This is a genomic window from Paenibacillus polymyxa, assembly GCF_015710975.1.
Classification (GTDB): Bacteria; Bacillota; Bacilli; order Paenibacillales; family Paenibacillaceae; genus Paenibacillus; species Paenibacillus polymyxa.
In genome coordinates this window covers 1780736-1798422 of sequence record NZ_CP049783.1, presented here as the reverse complement: position 1 = coordinate 1798422, position 17687 = coordinate 1780736, and the positions used below count along the sequence as shown (strand labels likewise).

The window sequence follows — 17687 nt, the reverse complement described above, 5'->3', positions numbered from 1 at the left end:
AAAGTAATGGAAGGGGTAGCGCACACAGATGAAATGGACAGCTAGAGTGACGGAGGCGCAGTGGCAAACCTGGCAGAAGGAGGGCTGGAGTATGCTTCCCTATATTGCTGAGTACCCATTGCCCGGAGGCGGATTGCCTCCATCGTGGCGGAGGGCTTGGGAGGATTCGGCGCCATATGCTTTCTTGCTGGAGAGCGCTAAAGGTGGAAGATATACGTATCTGGCCTTGAATCCGGTTGCTATATTGGAAGGCAAGGGAGAACAAGCAGTTTGGACTGATTTGCAAAGCGGGGAGCATGGTGCTATACATGGACAACCTTTGACAGTCATGAACGATTGGATCGCCCCTTACCGTGCGCCACGTGTACCTGGCATGCCTTTTTTCTCTGGGGGATTTGCAGGCTACCTGGGCTACGATGTAGCTCGCTCGTTAGAGCGTTTGCCAACTCAAGCTGCAGACGATACCGATATACCTGATTATGTGTGGATGCGGGTGAATGAGCTATGGATTTATGATCATGAAACATCATGCCTATACTGTGCTGTTCATATGCCTAACCCTGTCCGCTTGAGTGAATTCAGTAGTCAGACTGATTTGGCAAATGAGGTTATGTTGAATGAGACCGCATCGATACTTGGCAAGCATTATGCGGAAGCGGTCCAACGTACAGAACGCATGTTGACTCAGTGGAAGAACATTATACATGCGGGAGAGACTGATCCGGCTTACCCTCTTCGTTGTGCTCGGCTGTCCGAAAAAGGATTAGAGGCTGTTCACCAGGAATCTGAAGGCTGGAAAACGGCATTCAGTCAACAAGATTTTGAACATGCTGTGAAACGTGTGCAGGAATACATTGCTCAAGGAGATGTATTTCAGGTGAACTTGTCGATTCGTCAGCAACGTACGCTTGCAGCCCTTCCTGAGAATATATATGAATGGCTTCGTCTGCTGAATCCTTCCCCTTATATGGGGATGCTGCGCATGCCAGATTTGCGGATCGTCAGTGGCTCACCGGAATTGCTGGTGAAGCTGGAAGATGGACGTGTGAGTGCTCGACCTATTGCAGGTACGAGAAGAAGGGGACTAACACCGGATGAAGATGCCGCTATGGCCGCAGAGCTTCTATCAAGTGAAAAAGAACGAGCCGAGCATATTATGCTCGTCGATCTGGAGCGTAACGATATCGGCCGGATTGCTGAATACGGATCGGTGCATGTTCCTGAATTGCTGACGGTCGAATATTATTCGCACGTTATGCATCTGGTTTCTCAGGTTGAGGGGAAGTTAGCCACGGGTCGTACAGCTATAGACGTAATTGCTGCTACCTTCCCGGGTGGAACCATTACCGGAGCTCCTAAGGTGCGTACGATGGAAATTATTGAAGAGTTAGAGCCCGTCCGTCGGGGTCCTTACACGGGGTCCCTTGGATGGATTGACTATAATGGTAATATGGAATTAAATATTATAATAAGAACATTAGCTGTTCAGGGCAATACTGCCTATTTACAGACAGGTGCGGGTATCGTCATTGATTCAGACCCGTACAGAGAATATCGCGAGTGTCGGAACAAGGCCAGAGCTGTCATGAAGGCGGTACAATGTGGGGAAGAAGAAGCCGCTTTGAGCAGGAGCGGTATCACAGGAGGGTGAGTCTAATGATTTTGGTGATTGATAATTATGATTCATTTACGTACAATCTTGTTCAATATCTGGGTGAACTTGGCGAAGAAGTAACCGTAAAACGGAATGATGAGATTGATGTGAAAGGCATAGAAGAGCTGGCACCAGATCACATTTTGATCTCGCCGGGTCCATGCACGCCGAATGAAGCGGGAATATCGCTGGATGTAATCAGCCATTTTAAAGGCCGGATTCCGATTTTTGGCGTGTGTCTCGGTCACCAGGCCATCGGACAGGCTTTTGGCGGTAAGGTTATCCGGGCTGATCGTCTCATGCATGGCAAAACGTCACCGATTCTCCATCACAATACCTCAGTATTTGAAGGCCTGCCTTCTCCATTTACAGCCACCCGGTATCATTCATTGCTTGTAGAGCGCGAGAGCCTGCCTGAATGTCTAGAGATTACCGCTGAAACCGCAGAGGGTGAAATTATGGGTTTGCGGCATAAAGAATTTGCCGTAGAAGGAGTCCAGTTCCATCCCGAATCCATTATTACGGACTACGGGCATCAACTGTTGCGCAATTTCCTAAAACGCAAGGTAGGCGTCTGATTTATGAGATATATCGGAGTCAATGGCGTCCTCACGGAAGCCGCAAAAGCCGTGATTCACGTAAGTGATCACGGCTTTTTATACGGAATGGGCTTGTTTGAGACATTCCGCACCTATAACGGGGTTCCCTTCCTGCTGGATCGGCATCTACGTCGACTGGAGGAAGGCTGCCGAATGCTCGGCATTCCTTTTCAACCGGATAAGGAGCAGCTTACGAAACACATCCAGCATCTGATGGTGGCAAATGGGCTGGATGAAGCCTATATCCGCTACACCGTATCAGCCGGTGAAGAGGCACTGGGCTTGCCATCTGGTGACTACACGCAGCCCAACCATATTTTGTTCGCCAAGCCGCTGCCCTCTACAAATACACAAACCGAGCAGTCCTCAGCGCCTTCGGCGCTTCAGTTGCTACGAACCCCCAGAAATACTCCGGAGGGTGAGGTTCGATTAAAATCGCTCCATTATATGAATAATATTCTTGCGAAGCGGGAACTTCAGCAGTATGCCGAGGCTGTCCATTATAAGGCTGAAGGAATAATGCTTACGGCCAATGGTTTTCTGGCAGAGGGAATAGTTAGCAATCTGTTTTTTGTGCGGAATAATACGCTGTATACCCCTGACTTGGCTACAGGAATTCTGCCAGGCATTACACGTGAGTTCATTTTGGAGTTGGCGAACCTGCGGGGCATTCCATGTGAGCAAGGGTTATACCACTGGGATGAGCTGAAACAGGCTGATGAAATTTTTATGACCAACTCTATACAAGAAATACGACCCGTGGATTTATTGTTGGAGCCGGGAGGCGTAGCAAGTCACTTATCGGTGCCCTTGGCGCAGACCGAGTCCATAACAGCTTTGCTGTTGCATGATTATAGGCAGAAAGCAGGGATGAAGTGAATATACCAACTCTTTATGAACGCAGCTATCAAATGAGGGATGCCAAGCTTACACTCGGGCATTCCACCCAGATTATGGGCATACTTAATGTGACCCCGGATTCTTTTTCGGATGGAGGTTTACATTATAATCCAGAGATTGCTGTTTTACATGCACTGAAGCTAGTGGAGGATGGAGCGAATATCATTGATATTGGTGGGGAATCTACCCGTCCGGGTCATGAACCAGTAGGTGTGGAAGAGGAACTGGCTAGGGTCATTCCGGTCGTCCAGGCAATCCATCGTATTGCACCGCATATCCCATTGTCTGTGGATACTTACAAAGCTGAAGTAGCCAGACAGGCGCTTGAAGCAGGCGCACACATCATTAATGATGTGTGGGGGTTTAAGGCAGATCCCGATATGGCACGAGTAGCAGCTGAATTCGATTGTCCGGTCATTTTGATGCATAATCGTCACGACCGTAACTATACCGATTTGGTTTCTGATATGCTGTCCGATTTACAAGAAAGTATCCAATTAGCACTGAAAGCAGGGGTCCGTAAGGAGCAGATCATTTTAGACCCAGGCATCGGTTTTGCCAAAGACTATGATGAAAATATTCATGCCATGACTTCTCTTGATACATTAAGTCAGCTGGGATTTCCGCTGTTGTTGGCTACGTCGCGCAAAAAATTTATCCGTACAGCTCTGGATTTGCCAGTGGATGATGTAGTGGAGGGAACTGCGGCTACCGTGGCCTTTGGGATTGCCCAAGGGTGCCAGATTGTGCGTGTACACGATGTGGCACAAATCAAGCGCACTGTACGTATGTGTGATGCGATGGTGTACGGGTCTAAAAATCCACTGAGTTATGGTGGGTAAAGCCCGCTTCACGAATCCTTTATGTGGAACTTATATAGATAAAATCAAAAAAACAGGGGGACTTACTTAAGATGGATAAAATGAAATTGCATCGCATGGAGTATTACGGATATCACGGCGTTTTTCCCGAGGAACGTAAGCTGGGACAGCGTTACTATATTGACTTGGAACTGGAGCTTGATCTGCGTGAAGCAGGGGAGCAGGACGCTTTGGACAAAACGGTTAATTATGCTGAGGTGCATTATACCGTGAAAGATATCGTAGAAAAGGAATCTTACCAATTGATTGAAGCTTTAGGCGAACGTATTGCATCTTCCCTACTGGACACTTATACTAGTGTCAATGCACTGACTGTCAAAGTGACGAAGCCGCATCCGCCGTTTGATATTCATTTTCAGGGTGTGACGGTTGAGCTTTATCGCGCAAGAAAGTAGGAACGATACATGAATGCACATTCGACCTCTGAGGCATCAGAGGCTTATATTGCTTTAGGGGCTAATTTGGGGGAGCGTGAGCATACCCTGTATGAAGCCATTACCGCACTGGACGAACATCCGGCGATACGAGTGCTACGCTGCTCCAGTCTGTATGAAACAGAGCCTGTTGGATATCTGGATCAGCCTTCTTTTTTGAATATGACGGTAGCCGTATCGACAACACTTGCTCCAGAGGAGCTTTTGTTTTATATGCTGGACGTGGAGAGTCGTCTGGGAAGGGTAAGACATATTCCTAACGGTCCACGAACCATTGATCTGGACTTGTTGTGGATGGAAGCGGAACAACTGGCTACGACGGATTTGGAGCTTCCTCACCCTCGTATGTTGGAGCGTGCTTTTGTGCTGGTTCCCTTGGCTGACATTGTTCCGAACCAAGATTCGTCCGGTCTGTACAGTATCGTGCATACTGCATTGAATTCTGTGGATGGAAAGGACGGCATACAGCTTTGGAAAACTTGCAGCTGGCGCAACGACTCCGCGCCTTTCGGAAGCTAAAAGGGTTCACCCAGCAGGAGTTGGCAGACCGAACGGGCATATCTTTGACTGTATTAGGTGCTGTAGAGCGAGGTAACCGTGCAGTAGACCCAGACATGCTAAACATCATTGCCCAAACGCTAGAGATTGAAGTCCGGGAATTGACGGAATGAAGATAAATATACGATATATAAAGAAGGAGTAAAGGAGGGAACGGATATGCTGAAAATCGGCGACATTGAAATGAAAAACCAAGTCGTCCTGGCACCAATGGCAGGCGTGTGCAACCCTGCTTTTCGCTTGATCGCCAAGGAATTCGGTACAGGCTTGGTATGTGCAGAAATGGTTAGTGATAAGGCCATCATTCACGGCAACAAGCGTACACGCGAGATGCTGTTTGTAGATGAGCGCGAGAAGCCGCTTAGCTTGCAAATTTTCGGAGGCGACCGCAAATCTTTGGTGGAAGCAGCGAAAGTCGTAGACCAGGAGACGAATGCAGATATTATTGACATCAATATGGGCTGCCCGGTTCCCAAAGTGACCAAATGTGATGCAGGTGCTCGTTGGCTGCTCGATCCAAACAAGATTTATGAAATGGTATCGGCGGTAGTGGAATCCGTGAGCAAGCCGGTTACCGTGAAAATGCGTATCGGTTGGGATAGCGAGCATATTTACGCTGTAGAGAACGCTCGTGCTGTTGAACGTGCCGGAGGTCAGGCCGTCAGCGTACATGGCCGTACACGTGAGCAATTGTATACGGGGCATGCGAATTGGGATATTATAAAAGAAGTTAAAGAAGCAGTATCCATTCCTGTCATTGGAAATGGTGATGTGTTAACTCCGGAAGATGCCCGCCGAATGTTGGATTTGACCAATTGTGATGGCGTTATGATTGGACGCGGCGCTCTGGGGAATCCATGGATGCTGTACCGTACGATTGAGTATTTGCAGACGGGTAAGCTGTTGCCCGATCCATCACCGGAAGAAAAAATCCGTATTGCCATTCTGCATATGGACCGTCTGGTGGCGCTGAAAGGCGAAGCAGTAGCTGTTCGTGAAATGCGCAAGCATCTGGCTTGGTACCTCAAGGGGATTAAAGGTTCTGCACGTATTAAGGATGTAATTATGGAAGAAACAAAGCGCGACGATATGGTACGTATTTTGAATCAATTTGTATCTCAATTGCACATGGTGGAAAACGAGGGGTCTTCTACAAGCGCTGCTTCTCCTGTTACTGTTGCGCAATAAGGAAGCAGTTCCGGCTTGTGCATGCGATTGACTTTTCCAATTGCTTGCCCTATAATCGTTCAGTATAAAATCTTGATGTATACTACAAATTGTATGCAGCTCTCAAGACAACAGCAGGAAATGTTCTCATTCCCTCAGAGTGGCATATTATGTTTTGAAAGCGTGCATTCCGATGCACTTTTAAACTTTTCCCATGACAGGAGAATCGGTTGAGATGAGCGATAAAGAAGTCATTCTGACACAGGAAGGCCTTAGAAAGCTCGAAGATGGCTTGAGAACTTAAAGTCTGTCAAACGCCGCGAAGTGGCTGAACGGATTAAGGTAGCCATCGGATACGGAGATATTAGTGAAAACTCCGAATACGAGGATGCGAAGAATGAGCAGGCCTTTATTGAAGGCCGTGTAATTACTTTAGAGAAGATGCTACGTAATGCCCGTATTATCAATAGCGATGAAATTGACACCGATGTTGTGGGAGTAGGGGCAACTGTAACCGTTGAAGACTTGGAATTCGGGGATATTACAGAGTATGCTATCGTAGGTTCTGCCGAATCCGACCCGCTCCAAAACAAGATCTCCAATGAAAGCCCGGTTGGCAAGGCTATTCTCGGTAAGAAAAAAGGAACTGTTGTAGATGTAACCGTTCCAGCAGGTGTTATTCAATATAAAATCGTGGATATCAAGAAATAAAAACACGGACTTTGGAATTTAATGTAAAAGCTTCCTTGTGGAAGCTTTTTTTCTCTACACCCGAGACGGACCCCGGCCCGTCTATTCATATTGAAGGAGCTGATTTAGCACCATGTCGGATGAAACTACTAACCAGGAATTACAGGAAAATCGCGAGGAATTAAGTGAATTATTGCAAATTCGTCGTGCCAAATTGGACGAGCTTCGCTCATTGGGCATTGATCCTTTTGGACGCAAATACATACGCACGGATGAAGCGGGCGTACTACTGAGCAAGTATGACAGCTTGACCAAGGAAGAATTGGAAGAAAAAAATATTGAAGTTAGCATAGCAGGCCGCATTATGGCTAAACGAGTGATGGGGAAAGCCAGCTTTGCTCATATACAGGATCTTAGCGGACGTATTCAAATCTATGTTCGTCAAGACACTGTACCTGAAGCGAATTATAAAGCATTTGGTATTTTGGATCTCGGCGATATTGTTGGTGTTAAGGGCGTGCTCTTTAAAACCAAGACAGGCGAAACGACGATCAAAGTATTGGATATTGAAGTCTTGTCCAAATCCTTGTATCCATTGCCGGAGAAATATCATGGTTTGAAGGATGTTGAATTGCGTTATCGTCAGCGTTACGTAGATCTGATTATGAACCCAGAAGTACAAAAAACGTTCATTATGCGGTCCCGTATTATTCAATCCATGCGTCGTTATCTGGATTCGCTCGGTTATTTGGAAGTTGAAACTCCAACGTTGCATGCCATTGCTGGCGGGGCGGCGGCGAAGCCATTTATTACACACCACAATGCATTGGACACGCAGCTTTATATGCGTATTGCTATTGAACTTCATTTGAAGCGACTAATTGTTGGCGGAATGGAGAAAGTATATGAGATCGGACGTGTATACCGTAACGAAGGTGTATCGACTCGTCATAACCCTGAGTTTACGTTGATTGAGCTGTATGAGGCATATGCTGATTATAAAGATATCATGCAATTGACGGAAAACATGATTGCACATATTGCGCAGGAAGTACTGGGCACACAGCACATTCAGTATCAAGGTCAGGAAGTCGATCTGACGCCGCAATGGCGCAGAGTTTCCATGGTCGATGCTGTTAAAGAAGTAACAGGCGTAGACTTTAGTGTGCAAATGAGTAATGAAGAAGCTCATCGCCTTGCGAAAGAGCATAAGGTTCCGGTTGAACCGCACATGACATTTGGTCATATCCTGAATGCATTCTTTGAGCATTTTGTAGAGGAAACGCTTATTCAGCCGACCTTTATTACTGGACATCCGGTTGAAATCTCGCCATTGGCGAAGAAAAATGAACAGGACCCGCGTTTTACGGATCGCTTCGAGCTGTTCATGGTCGCTCGTGAGCATGCGAATGCGTTCACTGAGCTGAATGATCCAATTGACCAGCGCCAACGTTTTGAATCGCAATTGCTGGAACGTGAGCATGGCAATGATGAAGCTCATCAAATGGATGATGACTTTATCCGCGCCTTGGAATACGGTATGCCGCCAACAGGCGGACTGGGCATCGGCATCGATCGTTTGGTTATGTTGCTGACAGATGCGCCTTCCATTCGCGATGTGCTGCTTTTCCCGCATATGCGTAACCGTACAGTAGAATAACATCACATTATGAATATAGAGGATCAGCCGGGGTTCCCGTGTCTTGTTCCTCTTTTTCATAAGAACGGATGGAGAGGAATAGTTCTGATGAAACGCAGCGTCAAGCTTAGTCGGTTCGCATCGCCTCCTTTTATATTGGTCATCGGATATGTATTGATTATTGCATCGGGTACTTTGCTGCTGATGCTTCCTATTGCCAATCATGGTGGACATGCTCCGCATTGGATTGATTCGCTTTTTACGTCCGTCTCTGCTGCTTGTGTCACAGGGTTGGTCGTCGTTGACGTCGATTCGACCTATACGGTATTTGGAGAAACGGTCATTTTGGTGCTGATGCAGCTAGGTGGGCTAGGGTTTATGACCTTAGCGACCTTGTTTGCGCTGTTGATGGGACGACGGCTATCGTTGAAGGATCGGCTGCTGCTTAAGGAAGCGATTAACGCCGATAGCATGGAAGGGATCGTGCGCATTATTCGCAAGGTGCTGATCTTTTCTTTTACAATTGAAGCGATCGCGGCTGTCGTCTTAGCTTTGCGGTGGATGCGAGAGATGCCGGTCGGACAGGCGATATATTATGGGATTTTTCATTCCGTATCCCTCTTTAATAACGGGGGATTCGATCTGTTCGGAACTAGCTTCCAGCAATACGCTGGAGATTTTGTTTTCAATATGATTGCATCTGTGCTTGTGATTTCGGGAGGATTGGGTTTTCTTGTCCTCAGCGACTTGTTCGATTTTCGTCGTACCCGGAGACTGACTTTACACTCTAAAATGGTGCTAAGCGTGTCGGGAGCGCTCATTGTCATTGGTGCGCTGGTTATATTTATTTTTGAGTTTACCAATGCACGAACCTTGGGTGGACTGAACTGGGAAGGCAAAGTATATGCCGCTGTCTTCCAATCCGTCTCCACGAGATCATCGGGAACAAGCACGGTCGACATCAGCGGGTTAAGGCAGGCCAGTCAATTTTTTATTATGCTGCTGATGATTATCGGTGCTTCTCCAGGCTCTACTGGAGGAGGAATTAAAACAACTACGTTTCTGCTTATGGTAGGTGCGTTAATTGCCGTCATGCGAGGACAGAAGGAAATTGTGTTTTTCCGTCATAGGGTTCCTCAGGATATCATGATGCGGGCATTGACCATTATTGTAATGGCGCTATTTATCTTCTCGATTGTGGTGATACTGCTTTTAATGACCGAGGATGCCCCATTTCTCTCTCTTGCATTTGAGGCGGCTTCTGCCATCGGAACGGTGGGGCTGTCTGTAGGAGTGACGCCAGGATTGTCTGACGCAGGCAAGCTGATTATGTGTGTGACGATGTTTATTGGTCGAATTGGTCCTCTTACGATTGCCTATGCCATTCGCCCACGTTCGACCAAGACGTTGTACCGTCGTCCTGAAGGACATATTGTAATTGGATAGTTTATCTATATAAAAGATGCACCCGTGCTGATGACAGGGGAGCATCTTTTTTTATTGCACATAACATAATCCTTTATTTGTTGCATATTATGAAAAATGCCCAATTTGAGAATAAGAGGAAATGGACTAAATAGCTGCAATTTTATTGTAAAAAAACGGCTATTTGTTTCCTTTTATGTAATTATAGACAAAATACTAGGAATATTATGTATAATATTGTATGATAGTGGGCATGAAGGGGGGGACTTAGGGAAATACCAATTTCAAATTTGAAAGGAATCGTCCATTATGTATTTATTTATTATTAGTGCTGAGGTTTTATTTTGGGTTTTTGTTGTTGCAGGGTTAGTCGCAAGGTATATGTTTGGGTTGAAGAAATTAGGGGGCCTTCTTTTACTCTTTACCCCAATTATTGATATCCTGTTGCTGATTGCGGTGTTCATCACGGTGAGAAGTGGCATGGAGATTACGACTGCTACTGGCCTGGCAGCCTGTTATTTTGGTATTACAGTGGCATTTGGTCATAGGTTAATTAAGTGGGCCGATGTACGATTCTCTCATTGGTTTGGTAAAGGACCCAAGCCTGAACGCAAGTATGGTGCTGCTCATGCAAAAGAGGAGCGTATAGGTTGGTTGCTTCACCTGTTGGGCTGGGCTATAGGCAACGCTTTGTTGCTCGCCATCATTGTATATGTAGGTGATGCGCAGCGTACGGCGGCACTGGAGGGCATCATGCAAACATGGGCGATCGTTCTGGCAATCGACTTTGTTGTCTCCTTCAGCTATACCTTAGCTCCTAAAAAACATAAACATAAGGCTTAGCCAAGAGGAATAGAGCCGCAAGCTTGAAACGAATCAGGCTGGTCACTCAGGATGTTCAAATCGGGAGAGTCATTGATGGTGAAATGAAGTGGTTACTTTCGATAATGGGATGAGTCTATCGTCGGAATGGAAATATTTATAAGAGTATGATATTTTTATATTAAAATCGCTTTGACAGTCATCTTATCGTTGCCTCACCACTTTTTTCACACGCATGGACTCCTTTCGATTTGAACACAGACCAACAGAAACCACATTCACAATTTTTAAAATATTCTTGCCATCTGCCTAAAACGGCGCCTATATAAGTTTGGCAACTGACGAGATAATATTCCAGGAAAGATTATATATGTCTATATATGTAGACAAACTCAATTAAGTTGTTATTATGTTTAAAAATGTAAAAAGGAAAGGTGGTTTCTGTGGCAGTACTACTGAGTGGAAAGAACATTTTGATTATGGGTGTGGCTAATAACAGGAGTATTGCCTGGGGGACAGCCCAATCTTTAGCTGCGGAAGGAGCAAATCTCATTTTTACTTACGAAAATGAGAGGGTTGCAGAACGGGTGCTAAAGCTCGCTGAAACCATTCCGGGTTCCATTGTCTGTCCTTGCAATGTACAGAGCGATGAAGAATTGGATGCACTGGCGGACTTTCTCAAGGAGAAGGTAGGCGTCTTACACGGATATTTCCACAGTGTTGCGTTTGCTAAGGCTGAGGATTTGGAAGGCTCGTTCGTCGATACTTCTCGCGAGGGATTCGCGGTTGCTCAAGAAATCAGTGCCTATTCTCTGGCTGCTGTATCCCGCCGCGTATACCCGCTGATGACGGAGGGTGGAAGTATCGTCACCATGACGTATATCGGCGCAGAACGAGCCATCAAGAATTACAACATTATGGGTGTAGCAAAGGCCTCACTAGAAGCCAGCATGCGCTATCTGTCGAATGATCTGGGTACTTACGGCATTCGTGTAAATGCGATTTCGGCTGGTCCTATACGTACTTTGGCCGCCTATGGCATTAAAGATTTTAACACAATGCTAAAGCATATTGAAGAAACTACGCCCCTACGCAAGACGGTCGATACGTCTGAAGTCGGAGATACGGCGTTATTCCTATTTTCCCATTTATCGAGAGGCATTACGGGTGAAGTTATCCATGTAGATGCTGGATACCATATTACGGGGATGTAAGGAGGGAACGTTGTGCTTATTACGCATACGGATTGCCGTATTATCTCACCTGAAGGAATTATGAGCAGGAAACGTCTGGAGCGGGATGTGACGATCTTCTCACGGATGTTGGCTCTCAGAGGAATTCCTAAAGACGGTAGAGTGATTCTGAAAGCGGCCAATTCCTATTGGTTTGTTGTTTCTCTGTTTTCCCTGTGTCATCTCGCAGTTTCGGTAACTGTGGTGGACGAGCAGACGGTAATTGATGAGGTGGCCCAAATCTATGATGAGGCGGGTGCCTGTTGCATTCTGACGGATTCCGATTTAGAAGTTCCTCATGCTCTCGTTATTCTGATTCAAGATCTCATTCAAGAAGAAGCAGTACACCCGCATTGGGTGGGAGAGCCAAAGCCCGAAGCCCTCGACTTTAACAAGTGGTGCGAGAGACCGGATGCGCTCATTCTGTATTCTTCAGGTACGACGGGAAAACCCAAGGGAATCGTGAAAGCTGGTTCAGCTTTTATGGAGAATATCAGACATTCCATACACGCTATGAACTACATACCGTCTGACCATATGCTCCCCGTAGTGCCTTTCTCTCATTTTTATGGAATTTCACTTATCTTCTCCTGGTGGTTAACCTCATGTTCTCTCATCATCTGCAATCCAAAAAAACTCTGGAGCGTCATTGCAAGTATTACGAAAGACCGGGCGACGGTCGTAGACGCTAACCCCTCTGCTTTTTACACCTTGTTGCGTATGCTAAGCCGAAAACCCGAACAACTGGAATTGATCAAGCAATCCCCAGTCCGCATGTGGTGCGTAGGCGGTTCTCCACTTACTCAAGACCTCGAAGAGAAATTTAACAACATATTTGGACAGCCCCTGCTGAATGGTTATGGCCTTTCTGAACTGGGCAACGTCACGCTGGGGACGCTGGAGTGTCCGAAGGGGTGTGGCAAACCATTACCTGGTGTGGATTTGAAAATACTTGATTCTACTGGCAACCATCAGGTGGACGGTATCGTAGGCGAAGTGTGGATACGAAGTGCCGGATGCATGGAAGGTTATCTGAATCGTCCCGACCTGACACAATCTGTTCTCCAGGATGGCTGGTTTAAGACGGGAGATCTAGGCTATCTGGATGACGGAATGCTGTATGTTATTGGTCGCAGTGGTAAGACAGTCAACCGGATGGGCTACATGGTCTCCCCAGTCTATATCGAAGACCGGATTGGTTCACTAGGTTACCGATCCTGTGTGATTACTTTGGAGGATGAGGCAAAAGGGACCTTGCTTGTTGCATTCATCGAAAGTGAATCCTCACAGGTCTTACCTGTGCTCCGCAAAGAGATGAATCGGGTACTCCCTTCTTATATGTTTCCCGATCTTTTGCTTCCGCTCGACCATTTTCCTTTAAATCGCAATGGAAAAGTAGATCGTCTGGAGATGGAGCGCACTGCTCTAGAGAAAGCTGCTTCTCGCAAAGCATAACAAGATATTTACCAAAATCGCATATAGGAAAGGGAGAATGTGCCATGAGTATAAATCCAGAACTGGCAGAAAACACGCTGTTTTTGAAAAGGCATGAATCTATTCTGAAATGCCTCAATTATTTGATTGAAAATCGGCAAGAAGTGATGGATATTCTCACACAATTTTCATCCTATCGGGCCGCCAATGCAGAAATTGACTCCACGATCCTCACACTTCAAGGTGCATTGCAAGAAGTGCAGACCCATCAGCCAAGCTGGCAACGATCTATGGCTGTATTCATGCCCTCCAACGTCATTTTGTACTCCTATGCATTATACCTCTTGATTCCATCCCTGTACGTTGAAAATATAGACTTTCGTCCTTCTTCTCACGTAAACGAGTATGTCGATATGCTGCATGAAAAGCTGCAAGCAGTACACCAATTACCTATCTATATTCGCAAAGTTAGCCAGAAGGTGTTCATGGAGAATTCCGTGATGCCAGCTGATATTGTGGTGTTCACCGGGAGCTATACCAATGCGGAGAAGATCAAAAAACAGATTCGCAAGGATCAGCTCTACATTTTTTATGGACAAGGGATCAATCCTTTCATCATTGGACCAGATGCCGATCTGGAGCTGGCGGTTACCGATGTGATCCGCATGAGATTGTTCAACTCTGGACAGGACTGCCTGGGACCCGACATCATCCTGGTACATCAAGAGGTGAGCGAGCCATTTAAAAACTTGCTGATTCAACGGATTGACGAACTCGTATTTGGGGCCAACAATGATCCGAACGCGAACTACTCCCCTATATTCTATAAAGACACGCTATATTCGGTTTCTGAATATTTTAATACGAACGATAAGTTTATTATTTACGGCGGCGGCATTGATTTCCGTACGAAAAAAATGGAGCCAACGGTTGTATATAGCGAATTGGATCAGAACTTGGAGATTATTGAGTATTTTTCGCCTGTGTTCAATGTAGTTAGCTACCAAGACGACGAGCAATTGATCAAGCGCATTTCCTCCAGTTATTTCAGCGAACGGGCAATGGGTTGCAGCTTATACGGGTCAGAGCATCTGGCAGACGTTCTACGAAAGAAGCACACATTGACCATTAATCAAACCCTTGAGGATGTGGATCAAGGCAATAAGCCTTTTGGTGGCTATGGCACGATGTCGAACTATATTTTTTACGATTATAAGCTCGTTTCGAAGCCGATCTTGATCTCGGAAATTGTCGCAGAATATTTGTCAGAAAAGAGGAGTTTGGTATGACCGCGAGCATATCCCCCTGGGATGCCATCATTGGCTACTTACAATCGGCTGGGGCCCAGCACCTCTTTGGATTACCAAGTGACGATCTCAATATTGTAGCGTCACTCCCCTCATCCGGTATGGATTTTATTTTGTGCAAAGATCAGCGTAATGCTGTGTTTATGGCTGCAGGCTATGCGCTCACAACTAACCAGATGTCCGTATGTGTTGTGGGAAAAGGTCCTGCGCTCAGCAATACACTTACGGGGCTACTGGAAGCCAAGAACCTGGGTGCCCCGCTCCTGCTTTTGGCGCTCGGTACCGGAGGAGACAAGCTGGGTACCCGATCCTTTCAGGAAGCCGATCAAATCTCACTCGTGAAGCCGCTCGTCAAATGGGCTTATCGTGTTGAGCATGTGGATCGGCTTGTATGGGCGATGGAGCGGGCTGCCTTTTTGGCTATCAATGGAGCACCAGGTCCTGTCTATATAGAATTACCCGAGAACCTGATGGACCAGTCTGTGCCAACAGGGATTCAGTTTGCCCCGCCAGAAAAGCTCTCGTGCTCTCCGTCTGTTCGGGAACTGGATGCGGCATGGAACATCATTGAGAATGCCCGTAGACCACTCGTTCTAGTCGGAGGCGGAATGAAGTCAGGGACAAGCGATGTGATTGAGCGGTTCGCTAACCAACATGGAGCGGCTGTGTTCGCAACTGCCTCGGGACGAGGTGTAGTGAATGAAGACCATGAACTTTTCTGTGGTGTTGCCGGTCTTTATACCGATCTTAGTCTGAGACAAATCTGGCAGGAATCCGATGTGGTCATTACGCTTGGTAGTCGATTGGAAGAAACGGCTACGTTCGAGTGGGATATTTTGCTACAGGATACGCCTTTAATTCAAGTCAATGTAGAGCTGGAGGATTTTGCGCACGAATTCAGAGGCATCAAGGTGCTTGGCGATGGATATGCGGCAGTGGAGCAATGGCTAGAACGGCGCGGACAGGAGCCCGGTGGAGCGTGGCTTGAAACGATCAGAGGATGTAAACAAAAGGCTTTTTCAGAGAGGACTAATTATTTGGAAGGGTTGAAAAAGGCCCCCGGCATCCATGTTCCAGAACTGTTGGACATGATTCAGACGGAGTTTCCTGAAGACCTAGTGCTTCTACAAGAGAACGGATTGCAGGATATGTGGTCCTACTTTTATCCATATTTCCGTTTTACCTCAGGCTCACTTTCCATTGTTCCCAGTGACCAAACGAGTCTTGGATTCGGTGCGGCCGCTGCTCTGGGGGCAAGTGTGGCGACAGAACGCCCGGTAGTAGCGCTTGTAGGTGACGGTGCATTCAATCTATTTTGTTCAGATTTTATGACGGCGGTACAGTATCAAATACCAGTAATTTATCTTGTACTTAATAATGGCGGCTACGGTTGGCTGCAAAACCAGATGAATTATAAGCATATCTCAGGACAAGCCTTCCCATTTGTTTCGGAGGCGGTCAAGACAGGAATCCAAATTCCCCAGTATGAATTTGTCGAAAGTCTGGCAATCCGCAGCAAGGGGGAGGCTCGGGAGCAGCTTCAGCTTGCTTGGCAAAAATACAAGGAGAACAAGCTTGTGGTCGTCGAGGTGTTTGCTGATCTTGCAGATGTGCATGAGAAAATTAGTCATGTATATGGCGACTTTCCTCTCTACGAGCAACAGGCTTCCAAGAATTAATTTCAGCGAAGGACGTGGGTATGGTGAGAAGACGTGTTGTAGTGACAGGACAGGGAGTCGTAACGCCGATCGGGCTTCATCTTACAGATTTCTGGAATTCACTGCTGGAAGGAAAGAGTGGAATCGGACCTGTCACTGTTTTCGATACAGCAAATATACCAACAAAAATTGGTGCACAAGTTACGGGCTTTGACCCGTTGGAGTATATGAGCAAAAAGGAAGCCCAAAAGGTTGCACAGTTCACTCAATTCGCTTTGGCGGCTGCCCGTCAGGCAGTCGAGCAATCGGGGTTAGTCATAGACGAACGAAATGCAGGTCGTGTGGGTGTCATCGTCGGCTCTGGAGCAGGCGGCCTCGATGTCATAGAGGAGAACTACAGAAAATTAACGGAGCTTGGTCCTAAAAGGGTCTCTCCTTATTTTGTTTCCTCGATGATGATTAATTCCGCGCCTGGCGAAATTTCTATTGCCATTGGTGCTAAGGGACCTTCGTTTGCTGTGGTCACTGCTTGTGCCACAGGAAGCAATGCCATCGGTGAAGCATTACGTACGATCCAGTACGGCACAGCTGATGTCGTAGTGGCTGGAGGAGCAGAGGCCAACTTTAGTCAGCTTGATTTGGCATCTTTTGCGAATATTCACGCTCTTTCCAGACGTAATGAAGAGCCACAGAAAGCCAGTCGCCCGTTTGATACGGATCGCGACGGTTTTGTCATCGGTGGTGGGGCAGGGGTTCTAGTGCTGGAGGAGTTGGAACATGCCTTGAACCGGGGCGCAACCATTTTGGCCGAAGTAGCGGGTTATGGATGCACAACGGACGCATATCATATCACGGCTCCAGATCCCTCGGGCTCCGGCCCGGCAGAAGCGATCAATATAGCGCTGCAAGATGGGGGCTTAACACCGCAGGAGATTGACTATGTCAATGCCCACGGTACGAGTACGCCATTTAATGATCGCATGGAGATTAATGCTATTCAAAAAGTATTCGGAGAGCATGCGCCTCGGTTGGCAATATCGTCTATTAAATCCATGACAGGCCATTTAATGGGCGGTGCTGGGGCAGTCGAATTAATTGCAACGGTACAGAGCATGATCCACAGCAAAGTACCACCGACACTCAATTGTGACAATCCCGAAGCCCCTGAACTGAATTTTGTACCGCATGTATATCAGGAACGTGAAGTCCGTGCGGCGATTAGTAATTCTTTTGGTTTTGGGGGACACAACGTCTGTCTTGCCGTTCGTAAGTGGGAGGGGGTATAAG

At 46.8% G+C, this 17687-nt stretch carries 16 protein-coding genes and 1 pseudogene; all 17 read left to right on the top strand.

All coding sequences use genetic code 11. The annotated features are described in order from the left end of the window. The first annotated feature begins 28 nt into the window (after window positions 1–28). The 17 genes and pseudogenes from G7035_RS08055 to fabF all read left to right on the top strand — a co-directional run bounded on the left by G7035_RS08055 (window position 29) and on the right by fabF (window position 17686). Window positions 29–1651, top strand: a complete 1623-nt coding sequence (locus G7035_RS08055; protein ID WP_019685744.1) for an anthranilate synthase component I family protein — start codon at window positions 29–31, stop codon at window positions 1649–1651. A gap of 5 nt (window positions 1652–1656) precedes the next feature. Further along, entirely contained in the window at window positions 1657–2232 is a 576-nt protein-coding gene (pabA, locus tag G7035_RS08050; protein WP_016818899.1) for an aminodeoxychorismate/anthranilate synthase component II, read from the top strand. A 3-nt stretch (window positions 2233–2235) separates the two neighbouring features. Then, complete coding sequence (locus G7035_RS08045) at window positions 2236–3132, top strand: aminotransferase class IV (RefSeq protein ID WP_019685745.1); 897 nt, start codon at window positions 2236–2238, stop codon at window positions 3130–3132. Then, window positions 3129–3995, top strand: a complete 867-nt coding sequence (gene folP / locus G7035_RS08040) for a dihydropteroate synthase (protein WP_019685746.1) — start codon at window positions 3129–3131, stop codon at window positions 3993–3995. The genes G7035_RS08045 and folP overlap by 4 nt, the downstream gene beginning before the upstream one ends. 71 nt (window positions 3996–4066) lie before the next feature. Beyond that, complete coding sequence (gene folB, locus G7035_RS08035; protein ID WP_013368705.1) at window positions 4067–4429, top strand: dihydroneopterin aldolase; 363 nt, start codon at window positions 4067–4069, stop codon at window positions 4427–4429. Between the two features lie 9 nt (window positions 4430–4438). Beyond that, the gene (gene folK, locus G7035_RS08030; protein ID WP_017427046.1) at window positions 4439–4987 is read left to right on the top strand and encodes a 2-amino-4-hydroxy-6-hydroxymethyldihydropteridine diphosphokinase; all 549 of its coding nucleotides are present in this window, start codon (window positions 4439–4441) and stop codon (window positions 4985–4987) included. Beyond that, the gene (locus G7035_RS08025; protein ID WP_080561116.1) at window positions 4939–5139 is read left to right on the top strand and encodes a helix-turn-helix domain-containing protein; all 201 of its coding nucleotides are present in this window, start codon (window positions 4939–4941) and stop codon (window positions 5137–5139) included. Before folK ends, G7035_RS08025 begins: the two co-directional genes overlap by 49 nt. Before the next feature lie 46 nt (window positions 5140–5185). Then, window positions 5186–6214 carry a tRNA dihydrouridine synthase DusB gene (gene dusB, locus G7035_RS08020; RefSeq protein WP_019685747.1) on the top strand — a complete coding sequence of 343 codons (1029 nt, stop codon included), beginning with the start codon at window positions 5186–5188 and terminating at the stop codon, window positions 6212–6214. Between the two features lie 214 nt (window positions 6215–6428). Further along, window positions 6429–6904: pseudogene (greA, locus tag G7035_RS08015) on the top strand (transcription elongation factor GreA). A 112-nt stretch (window positions 6905–7016) separates the two neighbouring features. Further along, entirely contained in the window at window positions 7017–8543 is a 1527-nt protein-coding gene (lysS, locus tag G7035_RS08010; protein WP_016818894.1) for a lysine--tRNA ligase, read from the top strand. Window positions 8544–8630: 87 nt separating this feature from the next. Further along, on the top strand, window positions 8631–9968 hold the full coding sequence (locus tag G7035_RS08005; RefSeq protein WP_016818893.1) for a TrkH family potassium uptake protein: 1338 nt from the start codon (window positions 8631–8633) through the stop codon (window positions 9966–9968). A 288-nt stretch (window positions 9969–10256) separates the two neighbouring features. Further along, window positions 10257–10790: a hypothetical protein gene (locus G7035_RS08000; protein WP_196478896.1), complete on the top strand. Its 534-nt coding sequence runs from the start codon at window positions 10257–10259 to the stop codon at window positions 10788–10790. 422 nt (window positions 10791–11212) lie between these two features. Further along, a complete protein-coding gene (gene fabI / locus G7035_RS07995) occupies window positions 11213–11983 on the top strand; it encodes an enoyl-ACP reductase FabI (RefSeq protein WP_017427043.1) in 771 nt (256 codons plus the stop codon). Between the two features lie 12 nt (window positions 11984–11995). Beyond that, on the top strand, window positions 11996–13456 hold the full coding sequence (locus G7035_RS07990) for a class I adenylate-forming enzyme family protein (protein WP_019685748.1): 1461 nt from the start codon (window positions 11996–11998) through the stop codon (window positions 13454–13456). Window positions 13457–13500: 44 nt separating this feature from the next. Then, a complete protein-coding gene (locus G7035_RS07985; protein ID WP_016818889.1) occupies window positions 13501–14724 on the top strand; it encodes an aldehyde dehydrogenase family protein in 1224 nt (407 codons plus the stop codon). Beyond that, a complete protein-coding gene (locus tag G7035_RS07980; RefSeq protein WP_019685749.1) occupies window positions 14721–16421 on the top strand; it encodes a thiamine pyrophosphate-binding protein in 1701 nt (566 codons plus the stop codon). The genes G7035_RS07985 and G7035_RS07980 overlap by 4 nt, the downstream gene beginning before the upstream one ends. A gap of 20 nt (window positions 16422–16441) precedes the next feature. Next, entirely contained in the window at window positions 16442–17686 is a 1245-nt protein-coding gene (gene fabF / locus G7035_RS07975) for a beta-ketoacyl-ACP synthase II (RefSeq protein WP_019685750.1), read from the top strand. The last annotated feature ends 1 nt before the right edge of the window (window position 17687 follow it).

What these genes read in the sequence shown, in the direction of transcription:
- folK (WP_017427046.1), top strand. Translation starts at nt 4,439, where the DNA reads ATGAATGCACATTCGACCTCTGAGGCATCAGAGGCTTATATTGCTTTA.
- folB (WP_013368705.1), top strand. Translation starts at nt 4,067, where the DNA reads ATGGATAAAATGAAATTGCATCGCATGGAGTATTACGGATATCACGGC.
- G7035_RS07980 (WP_019685749.1), top strand. Translation starts at nt 14,721, where the DNA reads ATGACCGCGAGCATATCCCCCTGGGATGCCATCATTGGCTACTTACAA.
- G7035_RS08055 (WP_019685744.1), top strand. Translation starts at nt 29, where the DNA reads ATGAAATGGACAGCTAGAGTGACGGAGGCGCAGTGGCAAACCTGGCAG.
- dusB (WP_019685747.1), top strand. Translation starts at nt 5,186, where the DNA reads ATGCTGAAAATCGGCGACATTGAAATGAAAAACCAAGTCGTCCTGGCA.
- lysS (WP_016818894.1), top strand. Translation starts at nt 7,017, where the DNA reads ATGTCGGATGAAACTACTAACCAGGAATTACAGGAAAATCGCGAGGAA.
- G7035_RS07985 (WP_016818889.1), top strand. Translation starts at nt 13,501, where the DNA reads ATGAGTATAAATCCAGAACTGGCAGAAAACACGCTGTTTTTGAAAAGG.
- G7035_RS08000 (WP_196478896.1), top strand. Translation starts at nt 10,257, where the DNA reads ATGTATTTATTTATTATTAGTGCTGAGGTTTTATTTTGGGTTTTTGTT.
- G7035_RS08005 (WP_016818893.1), top strand. Translation starts at nt 8,631, where the DNA reads ATGAAACGCAGCGTCAAGCTTAGTCGGTTCGCATCGCCTCCTTTTATA.
- G7035_RS08045 (WP_019685745.1), top strand. Translation starts at nt 2,236, where the DNA reads ATGAGATATATCGGAGTCAATGGCGTCCTCACGGAAGCCGCAAAAGCC.
- pabA (WP_016818899.1), top strand. Translation starts at nt 1,657, where the DNA reads ATGATTTTGGTGATTGATAATTATGATTCATTTACGTACAATCTTGTT.
- fabF (WP_019685750.1), top strand. Translation starts at nt 16,442, where the DNA reads ATGGTGAGAAGACGTGTTGTAGTGACAGGACAGGGAGTCGTAACGCCG.